Source organism: Sphingobacterium spiritivorum, from assembly GCF_016725325.1.
Classification (GTDB): Bacteria; Bacteroidota; Bacteroidia; order Sphingobacteriales; family Sphingobacteriaceae; genus Sphingobacterium.
Genome location: NZ_CP068083.1, coordinates 2276357 through 2292900, shown reverse-complemented (window position 1 = coordinate 2292900; position 16544 = coordinate 2276357). Strand labels below are relative to the sequence as shown.

The following is a 16544-nucleotide window of genomic DNA, read 5'->3' as shown; positions in this document are numbered from 1 at the left end:
AACGTTGTAGTAAAAAGATGTAATTTATCTATGTGTCACATCAATAATACAGTCATCAAGTATGCGGGAACCTACTTCGTAACCTGTTTTAACCAGGAAAAAAGGTCTTTAAGGACATCCTCACTGAATGTTTCTTCCAGTTCCCCGTATTCATTTATTAATCCTGTATGTGCATGTTGAAAAAGATGGTTAAGGTCAGGATACATTTTTATGAAATCCATCTTATGTCTATTGGCTTCTGAAATTTTATAAACCGAATTGAGATTCTGCTCAGCCGGAACCTGCAGATCTTTTCCTCCGTATACTGCGAATATAGGACATTTGACCGCTTTCAATACGGGAACCGGATCAAAACGGATGAAATACCGAAACCATTTGGATGTGAATTCAGAAAGCTCTTTATCATTGGCCGCAACATCCGCCAGTTGCTTCTTCACCTCTTCATCTGAAAGGTTACTTTTCAAAACTTTATATACCCGATTATTGAGCTCCTTTGCTTGTTGCAGCTTATCTTCAGACATACCGTAGGCTTTTCCAATCGCATAATTCTGCAAGATCATTAATGAATCTATAGCGATAGCAGGTCCTGCAAGCATAGCTATGAATGCAATATCTTTATCTTCAGATGCTAATAAAGGTGCGATCATCCCTCCTTCACTATGTCCTATGACTCCTATCTTCCGGATATTGATATCTGTACGTATTCTGAGGAAATTGATTGCCGCAAGCGCATCATTTGCAAAGTCTCGCGTTGTAGCTGTACCAAATGATCCTGTAGATGCTCCTACTCCTCTGTCATCATAACGCAATACTGCAAATCCTCTTCGGGTTAAATAGTCAGCGATCAGTTTAAAAGGCTTATGCCCAAACAATTCACTGTCACGGTTCTGCGGCCCGCTTCCTGTTACCAGTACAACCGCCGGAAAATTCCGCCCCTTTGCCGGTAGCGTTAATGTACCCGCCAATGTTACTTTGGATACAGGATTTTCAAAGGTCACATTTTCCTCTTTGTACGGGAATGGACCTTCCGGCTCCTGCGGACGCTTTATCACGGTAACGGTATCCAGACTTCTGGTCAAACGCAGCGGAATATTACCTCCGCCCTGCTGAAACAATCCCGTGATTATATTTTTAGTGAGCTCACCCTGAAATACGATTCCGGCAGAAGCCATCTTAAAGGTAACCTGGTTCTTGCCGAATGACACTTCACTGAGCGGCAAGCCTATTGCACCTTGTCGGGGGCTATCCATTTTTCCGGAAAATTTCCCATTGCTTTGGTTGATATGAAATACCAACGGAATTTCCTGTCCGGAAGCATTTAGAGTACCCTTCCAGGTACCTATGATATTCTGCCCAAAAGCTACAGGTAAAATCGAAATAAAGAAAAGAGTATATATATACTTAATAATATTCATTAGAAATACGGAAAATAAAATTGTGCTATCAAATCAGCTATTAAAAAAATAATCACAATAGCTCCATTGATAATTATCTTTTTATTATTCATTGCAACTTTCATACCTTGAATAAGTATGTAGAAATAATAGATCATTATTAACAACGAAAGTATGCCAATAAAAATGACGACAAACAGATCTAATTTGGAAACTGTTTCCAGCTTTATATCTCCGGCTGCAACCGCTCTGGTAATCTTTTCGGTAGCAGATTTGGATTTATCCAGTACAACAAGAACTGATGTCAGATAAATAACTATTCTTGCTATCAAAACTGTATTGAGGACGTCAATAAACCTTGTTTTTGCATATATTATTTTCGCAAACAAAAACAATATCACTGCAGGAAGCACTGTATTAACCAAATTATTGATAAACGGAAAGTAAAATGCTGTGCTTTCACCAAGTCGTATGTTAATAAAGCCATTATACTTTATGTGGTAAAAATAAGCCAACAGACTTCCCAAAAAGTAAAAAAGGATACCTGTAATAAATAATGATCTTTCAGAAAAATCATCAAAAGGCTTAAGTAATAGTTTACCTGCTCTCATCTGCTTTTTTAGATTTTATAAATTCATCCATAATTTTGCTTAGCTCCTCCGGGCGCTGTGTCCCAATCAAGATCTGCTTTCCATTCTTCAAGGTAAGTTTAAGCCCATATTTACCTTTTGTAGTATACGCTACTCCAGATGATGAAATTCGCATACCCCACCCTCCATAATCAAAAATGGAATATTTTACGACTTTATAAGAGCGTATATCTTCAAACCTGTAGGTTTTATTCCATAAGAATGGTTTAAAATCTACATACACACCATTATCACTAATTTCTGTCCGCAACATAATCATTGCGAAAAACACAACCACGGCTAACCAGATATAGAATGGTACATAAGTCAAAATTTCCAGGAGCATCTTGTACCAATTTTGCGAAAAAGACAGGGATGCACCAGTACTATATATAGGGATAAACAAAGCTAACAGAGATATCCACAGCCACCATTGCGAAAAAGATTGCACTTCGTTAAACTTACTGCTCATATCCTAAACTTTTTATTTTTTGAATCAGATCATCTAACATATTACGTACGGTAGGATAACTCTTTCCCAGGTCTCTGGCCATATCTTTCAAACTGCCGGAGTTATACAGAAATCCCAGTACAAATTCCTGCTCCTCAACCGTAAGATGCATAAGAACAGGAAGCGAAAATTTGCCGACAACTTCCGTTTCACACGCATCACAAACTAGCTTGGATACTTTAAGCTTGGCATCACAACTGGGACAAGTAGTAGGTATTCTTTTCATTCTATTTTTCTTAAATCATAACTGTAATGTTCGGAAATCACAAATCGGTCTTTTCAAACAACTCAGGTAACACTAAATTGTCTTTTGTATCAGTAATTACTGACACAAATATAAACTTTATTTATTAAAATATTAATAATATTAAAATACATATAAATAATTCAAAACTATAAATGAATTTATAAGAACAAAAATTCAACATTACAGCCATTGCATTATCTTTTGTCATTCATACTTTAACATTGGGAATTGAATTTTACAGCAGTAACTTGCGTATACTTGCTCTATATTATAATTGCATATAAATGCAAGTTTATCTAAGTTTGCAGCATTAAATACACACAACAAATGAGAAAAGTTCTTGGATATATTCTTTCCCCTATATTTTACTTATTTTTTGCCCTGGAGCTGGTTATTTTTCACCCCATCCAATGGCTATGTCTGAGATTAGGCGGATATAGGGCGCACAAACGAAGTGTAGATCTTCTGAATTTCACATTATTGAGTGACAATTTTCTACTTTTCAATCCTGTAAAGTTTATTAACGAGCATCATATCCCCACGGGTCAGCCTATTATCTTTGTTGCTAATCACCAAAGTCCGTTCGATATTCCTCCGATGATTTTCTTCCTTCGTAAATACCATGCTAAATTTATTTCGAAGATTGAACTTGCAAAAGCTAATATCCCAAGTATCTCCTACAACCTTAAATATGGAGGTGCAGCTAATATTGACAGAAAAGATTCTAAGCAATCCATCAGTGAAATTCTGAAATTAGCCAACAATATGAAGACCAAAAACTGGTCAGTGTTTATTTTCCCGGAAGGTACACGTACCAAAACCGGAAAAATGAAAGAGTTCTCTGTAGGAGGTATTGCGACCATATTAAAGAAAAACCCTACTGCTCTGGTTGTACCTATTGCAATCAATGGTTCTTTTGAGATGGTAAAGTATGGTATGTTTCCGCTGAATCCTTTCACAAAAATGTCCTGGGAAATTCTCCAGCCGATCGAACCAGCCGGAAGAACTGCTGAAGAGATCGTAAAAGAAGCTGAACTAGCAATTCGGGCTAAGGTGAAAGGAAGTTAATATCTTATTTAACGATCCGACCCTTCCAGTCATATTTACCTATATTACCGGCGATACCGATATATACCAGGTATATAATATGTCCTACAGTGAGTATAGGTAAATATTTTAAGAGATCTGTACGATTGGCAAATTCGCATAAAGGTCTCATAAAGTATAATTCGACAGCAAACTTAATTACAATAACGGCAAAGATCAATGCACCTAAGGTTGACGGGAACAGAAATGCGAGTAATCCACTCAGGATCATAGCCAGATTGAACAGCCAGATACTCACCCCCAATACAATCACACTTTTGTTTTTATAGCGTGTGCTTTTGGAAGCCCAGCGCTTACGCTGACTGATGAAAGATGCCATATTAGGTTTAGCATCTGTATATACGATAGCTGAAGGCGATTTACAGAATCCTATTTTATCAGCATATTTTTCAGCAACTTTATGCAGTAGCAGTTCATCGTCTCCTGATGCCAGATCATCAATACCCTTGAAACCATCCATTTCATAGAACACATCTCTTCTATAGGCCAGATTTGCGCCATTGCAGGTCGTTGGATGACCATTGCCTATACCTGCAGCCCCTAATCCGATCAGATACAGAAATTCCAGAGTTTGTGCTTCTTCAAACGGATTCTTTTCTTCCGAATACACAACCGGTGATGAAACCATATAGGAATCATATTCTTCAAAAAAACCAATCACAGTAGATAACCAGTGACGTCCCATTCGACAGTCGGCATCCGTAGTGACAATAATTTCACCCAGTGCAATATCAATAGCATTAGAAATAGCTTTTTTCTTATATGAATTCAGTTTATCACTTTCATTCATCTGCAGTAATTTCACACCTTTAACAGCATACAGCCTCACAATATCAGCTGTACGATCTGTAGAATGATCATCGATAACAATGATTTCCAACAGTTCCTTAGGATAATCCTGATTCAATAAGCAATTGATGGTACGCTCAATGACTTTTTCTTCATTGCGTGCTGCAATCAATACTGAAACAGTTGTCGAAGGAGTGCTATCCGAAGGCACAAACGTAGAAATAGAAGCCCATCCATTACGCATATACAGCACTAAAGCTACATACACGATGGTCATTATAATGAGAAAAACACTAAGACTTGTTATCACTTAAATAATTAACTTTTATTGCAAAAACTGAACCCAGAATCGCCGGTAAAATCAGGTTGACAAACCAGATACAGGAGACGATAGCCATAACTGCAATCTCCTGTGTAGTAATATAACTATATAAATTACTGGCAACAAAACTCCGGACACTAAAATCAAATAAATCAAGCGAAGGTACGGCAGATTGTATAAAAAACAAGATAAAAATCATCAAAACCATTGATAAAAATGGCAAATCAGGAAGAATAACTTCCATCAGGATGATATATTGTGAAGTGAAGATAATAAACCGTGATAATGACAACCCAAGAATAACAGAAAGTTCGCGTCTGTTATAGTCTTCAAGCACGGAAAAAAAAGGTTGTATTTTTTTCAGAAACTTAATTCTGCGAACCAGTCTGTCCACCCAATGTACATTGAAGAAAATTAGGAGAAATACAGCGGCATATACTATTCCTGCTATCCATATCAGAATCTTCACACCAGGCTGAAAGGAAAGAAATGTAGTCATAAACCAGGCAATACTCAGTGCTCCGAATATACTGGTAAGTACAAGCTGGGCAAAATGTCCGACTCCCATTGCAACAGCACCGGATGCACGGTTTTCAGCTTTTAAATACATCACCCGCCCGCCATACTCCCCTATTCGGTTTGGTGTAAAAATAGCCCATGTAAGACCACAGAAAACAGCCTCAGTTGCCCGCCACCAACTGAGATGTTCGATACGACGGCTGATAAATTTCCATTTTACAATCTCCAGAAACCAGTTACAGAACATGAGTACAACAACAGCAATCAATACTCCGGTAACCAGATTTTTGTCCAGACCTTTCATCAGTAGCTTAAACTCATGAAGATTATGCTGACTACTGACTTTGGAATAAATATACCAGCCCGCTAATAGCAGAACAGCAATTTTGATAATTAAATTGAGATATTTCCGGGTATTATTTGTCAAAATAGTTTGTTGCGAATGGCACAATTTTACTAATTTTTAATGACATCCCGTTAAGTTAATTCACAAAAGAAAAACGTAATATTGTACCAGCATGCAAAAGGAAAAGGCTAAAGAACGTATTATTCTGGGAATTGATCCGGGAACTGTGGTATTAGGCTATGGATTGGTAAAGGAAACCGGCAAAAAAATATCCCTTATTTCTCTGGGTGTTATAAAAATGGGACATCTTGATGATCACGCCTTGAAACTGCAACGTATCTTTAAAAAGACTTCTGCTCTTATCGAAGAATATAAGCCCGATTGTGTAGCCCTTGAAGCGCCCTTTTATGGTAAAAATATTCAGGTTATGCTCAAGCTGGGCCGCGCTCAGGGGGTAGCTATGGCTGCAGCACTCAATCATGATATTCCGATCTTCGAATATTCTCCCCGAAAGATAAAGCAGTCTGTGACCGGTAATGGTAATGCAACAAAAGAACAGGTTGCGGCCATGCTAAAAACACTACTGAGCTTCAATGAAACACCCGAATTTCTGGATGCCACAGATGGCCTGGCTGTTGCAGTCTGCCACTCTTTCCAACAAAATACATCTTCTTCCGGGACGTCAAAAAGTTACAGCGGATGGGAAGCTTTTATAAAGGACAACGAAAAACGCGTCAAGTAATTTTATAACTGCACCTGCCGGATCACATTCTTTACATTCAGTTCTATAATATCTGTCATAGATTTACATTTGAGATACTGCGTATTATCGTGAAATTCGGCATAACCTTCTTTCAGACGGTTGATATTTTCTACAGATGAAAGCTGCTGTGTCTTTGAAGCATCACGAAGGTCTGCGATACGATGACGCTCACTTCTCACCCTGTGCACAATAGATGATCGCTCTTCCTGCTGATACTGAGATACGGTACGGTCATTGAGATAATCCATACAGATCTTCACATACGGGAAATTTTCTTTAAAAAACTGGGGCATATATACTTTAGGATTGCCTTCATAAAACTGCTGATCAAAATCTATGGCCCGTATCCTGAACTGAAAATCATCAAAATCCGGTGTAATCTGCATCACAAAATTGTAAGCTCTCATATCTCCGAGTAAGGTAATAATACATCGTTCATTGAACTTTACAAATTCCTTGGCAATCCGGGTCATATTGTAATCCGGGGAATACATTCGGGATTTAGTAAATACATCCCCGGGAATACCCACTATATGCTCTTCGACCAATGTTTCATGATCGACCAGATAATTGACCTGATTGGGAGACAAAATTTCCTCTAATTCCAATCCATAAATGCGCGAAGCGTCCGCCTGCTTAATATAGAAGTAATCGTATACATCGTTCAATCTATTGACAATACGAATACGGAAAGGTCTTGTATTTCCAAATGCACAGTATTCTATACGATCTATATACTTGTGCTGGACTATCCGGGTATTTCCGGAAGCCTTGAGCTGTGCATAGATTATTTTCAGTCCTTCATACAACTGGTCCTGTAAGTACGGTGGATACAGGGGTGTTTCCCAAAATGTATCATTTCCATACTTATCCATTACCGGAACAGTTTCTGTAAACGTTAATAAATCTTTGTAGGCGATAGGCAATTTACCATCCCGCTGATACATTTTCAGATATTTATGGAGTCCGGATCCTACCGGAAATATCGGCTTCTTCCGTGAAATCTTTACGTCATCGTATTCCATGCCTGTATTTTTTATAAATATACTGATTTAATAGACTTGGGTAACTAGTAATTTTTTTAAACTAATGACATATTAATTATGAAATTAATACCTCAATAACCAAAAATCTTATTATTTTTGTAAAATTATCAAGAATATCAAATAATAGAATTGAAAGAAGAATACGCTATAGTTGAAAGGGACTTAAAAACAATCACCTATAGTACTAACCACATATAGACCAGGATATTTTTGAATGAAAAACTTACAATTTAATTGTGATGAAAGCCGGAGAAATCTACCAACTTTCATCCTGTCATATATAAAAAGATCTTAACAAAGACATATTTTAAACACAAATACAGGATTTATGGAAAATAATTATTCCAACTACGATTTAGATACACTAGACATCCAGATCTTGTCCATATTAATGGAAGACGCTTCGATTCCGTACACTGAAATAGCTAAAAAATTAATTGTTTCGGGCGGTACCATACACGTTCGTATGAAAAAAATGGAAGAACTTGGAATCATCCGTGGTTCTAATCTGATTATCAATCCTCAAAAAGTAGGTTTTGATATCACTGCATTTTTAGGTATTTATCTGGATAAAGGATCTCAATATGCCGATGCTGTAGAACAATTGAAAAAAATCAAAGAAGTAGTTGAATTACATTATTGTACAGGTCAATACAGTATCTTCGCGAAAATTATCTGCCGTGATACCGGTCACTTGCGTAAGGTTCTGAATGAGGACATTCAATCTGTAAAAGGTATTCAGCGTACAGAGACTATTATCTCTCTTGAGGAAAGCATTAAAAGACAGATCAGTCTGATCTAAGTAAAAGGGATATATTAAAATAGCGCCATTAGTATTAGTGGCGCTATTTTTTTAATGTACGATTTGATCTAATATCTGTATATAGAGGGGAATACCCTGCTCTATTTCATATACATAAATATATTCGTCTGCCATGTGCGAACGGGCAGAGTCTCCGGGTCCAAGTTTTAAAGAAGGTATACGCAATAATGCCTGATCGCTCATCGTCGGAGATCCGTATGTATTACGTCCCAATGCTATCCCGGCTTTCACAACCGGATGATCTTTAGAAATAAAAGAAGATGTAAGACGTGTAGATCTTGCTTTGACAGATGATTTTACATGTTGCTGAATAATAGCCAGCGTCTCCTCATTACTGTAAGCATCCGTAGTCCGCACATCAACCACAAAAGAACAAGTTGAGGGCACTACATTATGTTGAGAACCGGCATTAATCTGAGTAACTGACATCTTAACAGGCCCCAGACTGTCCGATTCTTTCGGGAAACGGAAGGTTCTGAACCATTCCATATCCGGCATAGCTTCGTAAATAGCATTTACACCTTCTTCTCTTGCAGCATGTCCGGCTACACCCTGTGCCTCGCAATCCAGCACCATTAACCCCTTTTCGGTAATAGCAAGATCCATAAGTGTAGGTTCGCCAACTATTGCAAACTCCAGCCTCCCCAAATCGTCCACAATAGCAGATATTCCGTTGAGTCCTGAGATTTCTTCTTCTGCAGTCGCAGCTAGACAAAAATTGTATCTGAGATCTTTTTGCTCATGATAATGAAGGAATACAGCGATCAATGACACCAAACATCCTCCTGCATCGTTACTTCCCAGACCAAACAGTTTATCATCACTAATTTCAGCCTGAAAAGGATCTCTGGAATACCCAGGATTCGGTTTTACCGTATCATGGTGTGAATTCAGTAAAATAGTGGGCTTAGCGGCATCGTAAAAGCGGTTATATGCCCAGATATTATTTCCCTTCCGGTGCGTTTTTACAGCGTATGACTCTAAATAGCGTTGAATATGATCTGCTGTATCAGCCTCTTCCTTACTTAAAGACGGAATTCGAATCAGCTCCTGCAGCAGATTAATACTGTTATCGATCAGCGTCGTCAGCATATCACTCATTATATAATCCTCCTGCTTTAGCAGCAGAAAGCTTTATTCCTTTTATAAAAGCAGAACTGAATCCATTGTGTTCCATCTCGTTCAATCCGGCTATTGTACAGCCTTTAGGACTGGTTACTTTATCTATCTCACTTTCGGGGTGATTTTGTGTCTGCAGTAAAAGATCAGCAGCACCTTTGGCTGTCTGAATTGCCATTTTTAATGCGTCATGTGCATGAAATCCTATTTCTACACCTCCCTGAGATGCGGCACGTATACTACGCAGGAAAAACGCAATACCACATGCGCACAAAGCTGTGGCAGAGGTCATCAGATCTTCATTGATAACAACAACAGCACCTACTGTTTCGAAGAGTTGCTGTACCTGCTCCAACTGTTGTTCGCTGGCATTATCGGTAGCAATACAAGTCATAGACTGCCCGATAGCTATTGCTGTATTGGGCATAGCACGTACCACAGGTATAGTACTGCCTAATATTGCTTTCACGTCTGCACAGGAAACACCTGATACGACAGAAACTATAAGCTGGTGAGCACCAATAGTCGGTTCGAGCTCCTCCATCACTTTCCTGAGTTGCTGAGGCAGGACGGCAAGAACTACGATATCTGCTGCTTCAACAGCTGCAGCATTATTATCACTCACTCCGAATCCTTCCTGTTTTTCCTTATCCAGTGCGGACAACGATCTTCTCGTCAAAGTAATATCAGAAGCCGGATAAGCGCCTGATTTAACGAGTCCCTTTGCAAGGGAAAGCCCGATATTTCCTGTTCCGATAATTGTTATTTTACTCATGGTTGTAGGTTGATTTTTTCTTATTTAGCGACCAGACAAGTCCCGAAATGACTCTGCTGAAACAGATGCAGATTATTTGCATTGCCAACGTATACATGCTTTACACCTTTACGGATAGCATCAAACGCATTCTGCAATTTAGGGATCATTCCGGTATGAATAACGCCTTCTTTTTTAAGTTGTTCAAAATCCTTAGCATTTATACGTTCAAAAACAGAGTTTTCATCTGTCACATCGCGTAATACGCCATTTTTTTCAAAACAATAAATGAGTGAAGTCTCATACAAATCTGCCAATGCAACGGCCAAAGCGGATGCAATGGTATCCGCATTGGTATTCAGCAACTGCCCGACACCATTGTGTGTGATTGCGGAGAAAACGGGCACAAACCCCGCTTCCAGTACTTTCTTTATAGAAGCTGTATTGATCGAATCGTGCATGATATCGCCCACAAATCCATAATCAATGTCTTTGACAGGGCGTTTCATCGTGCGGATCGTATCTCCGTCAGCACCGCTAAGCCCCAATGCATCACAATTCAAATTCTGCAGTTTAGAGACAATGGACTTATTCGTAAGACCTGCATAAACCATTGTAACGATTTTCAGCATTTCAGCGTCAGTCACTCTTCTGCCATCAATCAGATTAGCTTCAATACCTAAATCTGCTGCTAATCTTGTAGCGATCTTTCCACCACCGTGTACTAATATTTTTTTTCCGGATAACGCAGAGAATTTTTCTAAAAAATCATTCAGATCCTGCTCATTATCTATTACATTACCACCAATCTTTATAATATTCAGCGTACTAACCCCCATAGTCTACTTATTGCTTTCGTTTTATTTCTTTAAATTTTCCAACATTCTTTTGATAACCACCTGAGCAGCCCATACTCTGTTGCTTGCTTCTTTAATAACAAGTGAATTGGGACCGTCTAAAATCTCGGAAGACAGTTCAAGGTCCCGTCTTACCGGAAGGCAATGCATTACCTTCGCATCATTTGTAAGCTTCAACTTCTTGTTATCCATCATCCAGTCTTCTTCTATAGGATATACCTTGCCGTAATCTTCATAAGAAGACCAGTTCTTGACATATACAAAGTCTGCATCTTTGAGACTTTCTTTAAGATTGGTAGAGATGGTAGCTCCTTCCGTAAATTCTTTGGCCAGCTGATAACCTTCCGGTTGTACAACTGTAAAGTCCAGCAGACCTTCTTCCTGAGCTCTGCACATCCATTCCGCAAAAGAATTAGGGACAGCCTGTGGCAATGCTTTTACATGGGGTGCCCATGTCAACACGACTTTCGGTTTACCCGGCTTGTTCCAATGCTCTACGATCGTAATCAAATCCGTCAGACTTTGTAAAGGGTGTCTGGTTGCACTTTCCAACGAAACAACGGGTACAGCACAATATTTCATAAACTTGCTGAACAGATCTTCGCTGTAATCTTCTTTTCTGTCTTTCAACTTAGGAAAAGAACGCAGCCCCAAGATATCACAGTATTCACCCATAACTGCAGCAGCTTCACGGATATGCTCTACTGTAGTACCATTCATCACAACACCATCCTGTGTCTCCAGAGCCCAGCCATCTTTGTCCATATTCATGACCATGACATTCATACCCAGATTCATTGCTGCTTTTTGGGTACTCAAACGGGTACGTAAACTTGGATTTAAAAAAACTAAACCCAGTGTTTTATGTCTTCCCAGATCTTCATTGGCATTTGGATTAGCCTTTAGTGCTAATGCTTCCTTAACAGCCTCGGAGAGATTCGGAATATCGTCTACTGAAAAAAACTTGTTCATATGCTATTATTCTAAAGGGCTTTTAATCTTCTATCAAATGCTTCCAAAAATTGATCAGCATGCGCTTTTGTTATATTCAATGCCGGAAGTAAACGGATTACGTTTGGTTTAGCTTCACCGGTAAAGATTTTTTCCTTTTCCAGAAGTTCTTTTTTGAGTGTCGATAGATCTTCCGGAAGATCTATACCGATCATTAACCCTCTTCCTCTTACTTCTTTGATTCTGTCTATTTTTTTCAGTTCCGTTATCAGATACTGACCTATTTCCGCTGCATTTTTTAACAGGTTATCCTGTTTTATTACTTCAAGCACAGCCACTGCAGCTGCACATGCAAGATGATTTCCACCGAAAGTTGTCCCTAACATCCCAAAGACAGCTTTAAACTTCGGAGCAATGCTGATCGCTCCTATCGGAAAACCATTTCCCATACCTTTGGCCATTGTATATATATCAGCATCAATACCTGCATAGTCATGAGAATAAAAAGATCCTGTACGTCCATAACCACACTGTACTGCATCTGCGATGAATACCGCATTATGCTGATCACATAAAGATCTGATCAATCTCAGGAATGGAACAGAAGCTTCCTGTATACCGCCAACGCCTTGTATGCCTTCTATTATCACAGAAGATATTTCTTCACCAAAGGAGTCAAAAGCCTGTTGCAGTGCCTGCTCATCATTAAATGGAAGAAATACCACATTATCTGTTTCATTCACCGGAGCCACGATATTCGGATTGTCCGTAGCAGCCACTGCCAGAGACGTACGCCCGTGAAATGCTTTCGTGAAAGAGATTATCTTTTTGCGTTTATTATAGAATGAAGCCAGTTTTAATGCATTTTCATTTGCCTCAGCTCCTGAATTACATAAGAACAGATGATAGTCTGATTTGCCGGATATTTCTCCCAGTAAGCGAGCCAGTTCTTTTTGAATCGGGATTTCGACAGAATTGGAATAAAAACCTATCTCATTAAGCTGATCCGTCAATCGTCGCACATAATGTGGATGAGTGTGTCCAATAGAAATGACTGCATGTCCACCATACAGATCTAAATAAGCATTTCCTGCTGCATCCCACACCGTAGAACCTTGTGCCTTTACGATGTTGATCGGATTAATGGGATAAACGTTAAATAAGTCCATTTATGATTTAAGTAAAAATAAGGATGTACCCACCCCAGAATGAGATACAAATATAAATAAGTAAAAACTAATTGAGGACAATTAAAGACACAAAAAAAGTCCTCTTGAATATAAGAGGACTTTTTTATGTACCGTTATGGCTTAAAATTATTCAGCTTTTTTACCGCCGTCCAATTCTGCTTTAAGTTTTTCCAATTCTTCGAATTTACCATCAGCAGCTAATTGTGCCTGCTCAGGCCATGTAGTAGGAACTGCAGTGTTGTAGTTCGAACCAGCTTCAGCCAGTAATTCTTCGATTTTAGAAACTTCTGCTGAAGCTAATTTAGCAAATGTGTCGATACCTGCACCTACCAAGATCTCAGCGATCTTAGGACCGATACCTTCTACGATAGTCAAATCATCAGCTTTAACTTCTGCTTTAGCAGCTTTTTTCGCTGTTGGTTTTTCTTCAGTAGCACCTTCTGCACCTTCAGTTTTTTTCTTACCACCACGACGACGAGTAGTTTTCTTTTCCGTAGCAGCTGTTGCACCGTATACTTCATTGTAGTCTACCAACTCGATGAATGCCATTTCAGCATTATCACCCAGACGATTTTCCATTTTGATGATACGAGTGTAACCACCCGGACGATTTGCTACTTTCTCAGAGATCTCACGGAATAAGATAGTGACAGCATCTTTATCTTTCAGGTAAGAGAAAACTGTACGACGTGAGTGAGTTGTATCGTCTTTTGATTTTGTGATCAAAGGCTCAACATAAGTACGTAAAGCTTTAGCTTTAGCCAAAGTAGTAGTAATACGTTTGTGTTTGATCAATGATGTAGCCATGTTTGCTAATAACGCTTTTCTATGGCTATCAGTGCGGCCTAAGTGGTTTACTTTTTTTCCGTGTCTCATTTTTTTAATGTTGTTTGTGCATACCGTCCTTTTTCTGAATAAAGACCCGGAATCCTAAAAAGACTCTTGTATGAATTATCTTTTAAGGTACCTCCGGCTCATCCATCCCGCTAAGGGGAATTATGCAACAGGTCGCTTAATTTAAATTAATTATTATTCTTCGTCTAACTTGAATTTAGACAAGTTCATTCCGAATGATAAACCTTTCGATTTTACCAATTCCTGGATTTCGCTTAAAGATTTTTTACCAAAGTTTCTGAATTTCAACATATCAGCAACGTCGTATGTAACTAACTCTGCTAATGTGCGAATATCAGCAGCTTTAAGACAGTTCAATGCACGAACTGAAAGATCAAGATCTACTAATTCAGTTTTAAGGATCTTACGCATATGTAAGATTTCTTCGTCTACTACTTTAGTCTCTTCTTTTGTTTGAGATTCCAATAGCATATTCTCGTCAGAGAATAACATGAAGTGTTGGATCAAAATCTTAGCTGCTTCTTTCAAAGCATCCTCTGGGTGAATAGAACCATCAGTAGTGATGTCTAACAACAATTTCTCGTAGTCAGTTTTTTGTTCTACACGGTAGTTCTCAATGGTATATTTAACATTCTTAATCGGAGTAAAGATAGAGTCGATCGCGATCAGACCTACTGGTCCGTCCGTTACTTTATTCTCCTCAGCATTAACATATCCACGTCCCTTAGCAACGCTCAATTCAACTTCAATAGTTACAGAGCTATCCATGTTGCAAACAACAAAATCAGGATTAAGAACTGTAAAATTGTTAGAGAATTTAGTGATATCGCCGGCTAAGAATTGCTCTTGCCCATTGATTACTACAAATATTTTTTCGCTATCACCTTGTTCACCAGTCTTTTTGAAACGAACCTGCTTCAAGTTCAAGATAATCTCAGTTACATCTTCTACTACACCTTTAATAGTAGAAAATTCATGAGAAACTCCTGAAAACCTTATCGACGTAATTGCATATCCTTCTAATGAGGACAATAAAATACGGCGCAAAGCATTACCAATTGTCACGCCAAATCCTGGTTCTAATGGACGAAATTCGAACGTACCATCAAAATCAGTTGATTTTTGCATGATAACTTTATCCGGTCTTTGAAATGCTAAAATTGCCATTTAATTTCTATTAAAGTTTTATTTGTAATAATACTTATGTATACAAACAGGATAATGCATAACCGTATGATTATGCATGATCCTATCTTTATTTATTATTTAGAGTATAACTCTACGATTAAGTTCTCTTTGATGTTCTCTGGAATATCAGTTCTTTCAGGGTAACTTAAAAAAGTACCTTTGAACTCATTTGCATTCCACTCTAACCAAGCAAATTTGTTAATCTTTCTACCTTCTATTGAAGTAGTTACAGCTTCTAAAGACTGTGAACGTTCACGTACAGCGATCACATCACCTGGACGCAGACTGTATGAAGGGATATTAACAACACCACCATTTACAGTGATGTGCTTGTGAGATACTAACTGACGGGCAGCAGCACGAGTAGGAGCGATACCTAAACGGTATACAGTGTTATCTAAACGAGCTTCTAATAATTTCAAGAAGTTCTCACCTGTAATACCATGTTTAGCTGCAGCTTTCACGAATAAGTTTGAAAACTGACGCTCTAATACACCGTAAGTGTATTTTGCTTTTTGTTTCTCTAACAACTGAATAGCATATTCAGATTGTTTTCCTCTGCGCTTTGATGGACCGTGTTGGCCTGGAGGATAATTTTTCTTTTCTAGCGCTTTATCCGGGCCGAAGATCGGCTCTCTGAATTTACGGGCAATTTTGGACTTAGGTCCTGTATATCTAGCCATTTTTTGTTTCGTTTAAAGTATCAGTCAACCTATAGCTGACGAATCTTATCTTTAAAATTATTATACTCTTCTACGTTTTGGAGGACGACAACCGTTGTGTGGAAGTGGAGTGATATCTTTGATAGTAGTCACATCGATTCCTACAGTTTGTAATGTTCTGATTGCAGACTCACGTCCTGCACCAGGTCCTTTAACGAATACTTCAACTTTACGCAATCCCAGGTCATGCGCAACTTTACCACAGTCAGAAGCTGCTTGAGAAGCTGCATACGGAGTGTTCTTTTTAGAACCTCTGAAGCCCATCTTACCAGCGCTTGACCAAGAAATAGTCTGACCTTGGTTGTTTGTCAAAGTTACAATGATATTGTTGAACGTTGCGTTAATGTGAGCTTGACCAACAGACTCAATAACAACGATACGTTTTTTTGTAGCTTTTTTAGTTTTAGCCATT

19 protein-coding genes are annotated in these 16544 nt (G+C 38.6%); 3 read left to right on the top strand and 16 right to left on the bottom strand.

What is annotated here, in order from left to right; translation table 11 throughout:
* Positions 1-71 precede the first annotated feature (71 nt).
* From I6J02_RS09495 to I6J02_RS09480, 4 genes are read right to left on the bottom strand one after another with little or no spacing between them, the layout of a single operon-like run.
* Positions 72-1415: an alpha/beta hydrolase family protein gene (locus I6J02_RS09495; RefSeq protein WP_201681446.1), complete on the bottom strand. Its 1344-nt coding sequence runs from the start codon at positions 1413-1415 to the stop codon at positions 72-74.
* Entirely contained in the window at positions 1415-2005 is a 591-nt protein-coding gene (locus I6J02_RS09490; RefSeq protein WP_201681445.1) for a hypothetical protein, read from the bottom strand. The genes I6J02_RS09495 and I6J02_RS09490 overlap by 1 nt, the downstream gene beginning before the upstream one ends.
* On the bottom strand, positions 1992-2495 hold the full coding sequence (locus I6J02_RS09485) for a hypothetical protein (protein ID WP_201681444.1): 504 nt from the start codon (positions 2493-2495) through the stop codon (positions 1992-1994). Before I6J02_RS09485 ends, I6J02_RS09490 begins: the two co-directional genes overlap by 14 nt.
* Positions 2485-2760: a DUF2089 family protein gene (locus tag I6J02_RS09480; protein WP_201681443.1), complete on the bottom strand. Its 276-nt coding sequence runs from the start codon at positions 2758-2760 to the stop codon at positions 2485-2487. Before I6J02_RS09480 ends, I6J02_RS09485 begins: the two co-directional genes overlap by 11 nt.
* Positions 2761-3108: 348 nt before the next feature.
* Here I6J02_RS09480 and I6J02_RS09475 point away from each other — a divergent pair, with 348 nt between their 5' ends.
* Positions 3109-3849, top strand: a complete 741-nt coding sequence (locus I6J02_RS09475) for a lysophospholipid acyltransferase family protein (RefSeq protein WP_201681442.1) — start codon at positions 3109-3111, stop codon at positions 3847-3849.
* 4 nt (positions 3850-3853) lie between these two features.
* On the opposite strand, the gene I6J02_RS09470 is transcribed toward I6J02_RS09475, so the two are convergent.
* On the bottom strand, positions 3854-4954 hold the full coding sequence (locus tag I6J02_RS09470) for a glycosyltransferase family 2 protein (RefSeq protein WP_201681441.1): 1101 nt from the start codon (positions 4952-4954) through the stop codon (positions 3854-3856).
* A 16-nt stretch (positions 4955-4970) separates the two neighbouring features.
* Entirely contained in the window at positions 4971-5945 is a 975-nt protein-coding gene (locus I6J02_RS09465) for a lysylphosphatidylglycerol synthase domain-containing protein (protein WP_201681440.1), read from the bottom strand.
* Positions 5946-6036: 91 nt separating this feature from the next.
* Between I6J02_RS09465 and ruvC the strand changes: the two genes are divergently transcribed.
* Positions 6037-6606 carry a crossover junction endodeoxyribonuclease RuvC gene (gene ruvC / locus I6J02_RS09460; RefSeq protein ID WP_002997414.1) on the top strand — a complete coding sequence of 190 codons (570 nt, stop codon included), beginning with the start codon at positions 6037-6039 and terminating at the stop codon, positions 6604-6606.
* A 2-nt stretch (positions 6607-6608) separates the two neighbouring features.
* Here ruvC and I6J02_RS09455 read toward each other — a convergent pair whose 3' ends face one another.
* On the bottom strand, positions 6609-7652 hold the full coding sequence (locus tag I6J02_RS09455) for a hypothetical protein (protein ID WP_201681439.1): 1044 nt from the start codon (positions 7650-7652) through the stop codon (positions 6609-6611).
* Between the two features lie 349 nt (positions 7653-8001).
* Here I6J02_RS09455 and I6J02_RS09450 point away from each other — a divergent pair, with 349 nt between their 5' ends.
* Positions 8002-8475, top strand: coding sequence for an Lrp/AsnC ligand binding domain-containing protein (locus I6J02_RS09450; RefSeq protein ID WP_002997421.1), 474 nt, complete (start codon positions 8002-8004; stop codon positions 8473-8475).
* A 51-nt stretch (positions 8476-8526) separates the two neighbouring features.
* Here the strand turns inward: I6J02_RS09450 and I6J02_RS09445 are convergent, their stop codons facing one another.
* The 9 genes from I6J02_RS09445 to rpsK all read right to left on the bottom strand — a co-directional run bounded on the left by I6J02_RS09445 (position 8527) and on the right by rpsK (position 16543).
* Positions 8527-9597, bottom strand: a complete 1071-nt coding sequence (locus tag I6J02_RS09445) for a M20 family metallo-hydrolase (RefSeq protein ID WP_201681438.1) — start codon at positions 9595-9597, stop codon at positions 8527-8529.
* Positions 9590-10390 (bottom strand): pyrroline-5-carboxylate reductase, encoded by an 801-nt coding sequence (gene proC / locus I6J02_RS09440; RefSeq protein ID WP_201681437.1) that lies wholly within the window; start codon positions 10388-10390, stop codon positions 9590-9592. The genes I6J02_RS09445 and proC overlap by 8 nt, the downstream gene beginning before the upstream one ends.
* Before the next feature lie 20 nt (positions 10391-10410).
* Positions 10411-11208, bottom strand: coding sequence for an acetylglutamate kinase (argB, locus tag I6J02_RS09435; RefSeq protein ID WP_201681436.1), 798 nt, complete (start codon positions 11206-11208; stop codon positions 10411-10413).
* A 21-nt stretch (positions 11209-11229) separates the two neighbouring features.
* Positions 11230-12198, bottom strand: a complete 969-nt coding sequence (locus tag I6J02_RS09430; RefSeq protein WP_201681435.1) for an acetylornithine carbamoyltransferase — start codon at positions 12196-12198, stop codon at positions 11230-11232.
* 11 nt (positions 12199-12209) lie between these two features.
* Positions 12210-13346 carry an aspartate aminotransferase family protein gene (locus tag I6J02_RS09425; RefSeq protein WP_201681434.1) on the bottom strand — a complete coding sequence of 379 codons (1137 nt, stop codon included), beginning with the start codon at positions 13344-13346 and terminating at the stop codon, positions 12210-12212.
* Between the two features lie 147 nt (positions 13347-13493).
* Positions 13494-14174, bottom strand: a complete 681-nt coding sequence (rplQ, locus tag I6J02_RS21945; protein ID WP_411028015.1) for a 50S ribosomal protein L17 — start codon at positions 14172-14174, stop codon at positions 13494-13496.
* A 222-nt stretch (positions 14175-14396) separates the two neighbouring features.
* Positions 14397-15389 carry a DNA-directed RNA polymerase subunit alpha gene (locus I6J02_RS09415; protein ID WP_003008503.1) on the bottom strand — a complete coding sequence of 331 codons (993 nt, stop codon included), beginning with the start codon at positions 15387-15389 and terminating at the stop codon, positions 14397-14399.
* Positions 15390-15484: 95 nt separating this feature from the next.
* Complete coding sequence (gene rpsD, locus I6J02_RS09410) at positions 15485-16093, bottom strand: 30S ribosomal protein S4 (RefSeq protein WP_201681432.1); 609 nt, start codon at positions 16091-16093, stop codon at positions 15485-15487.
* Between the two features lie 60 nt (positions 16094-16153).
* Positions 16154-16543, bottom strand: coding sequence for a 30S ribosomal protein S11 (gene rpsK / locus I6J02_RS09405; RefSeq protein WP_201681431.1), 390 nt, complete (start codon positions 16541-16543; stop codon positions 16154-16156).
* Position 16544: the final 1 nt, after the last annotated feature.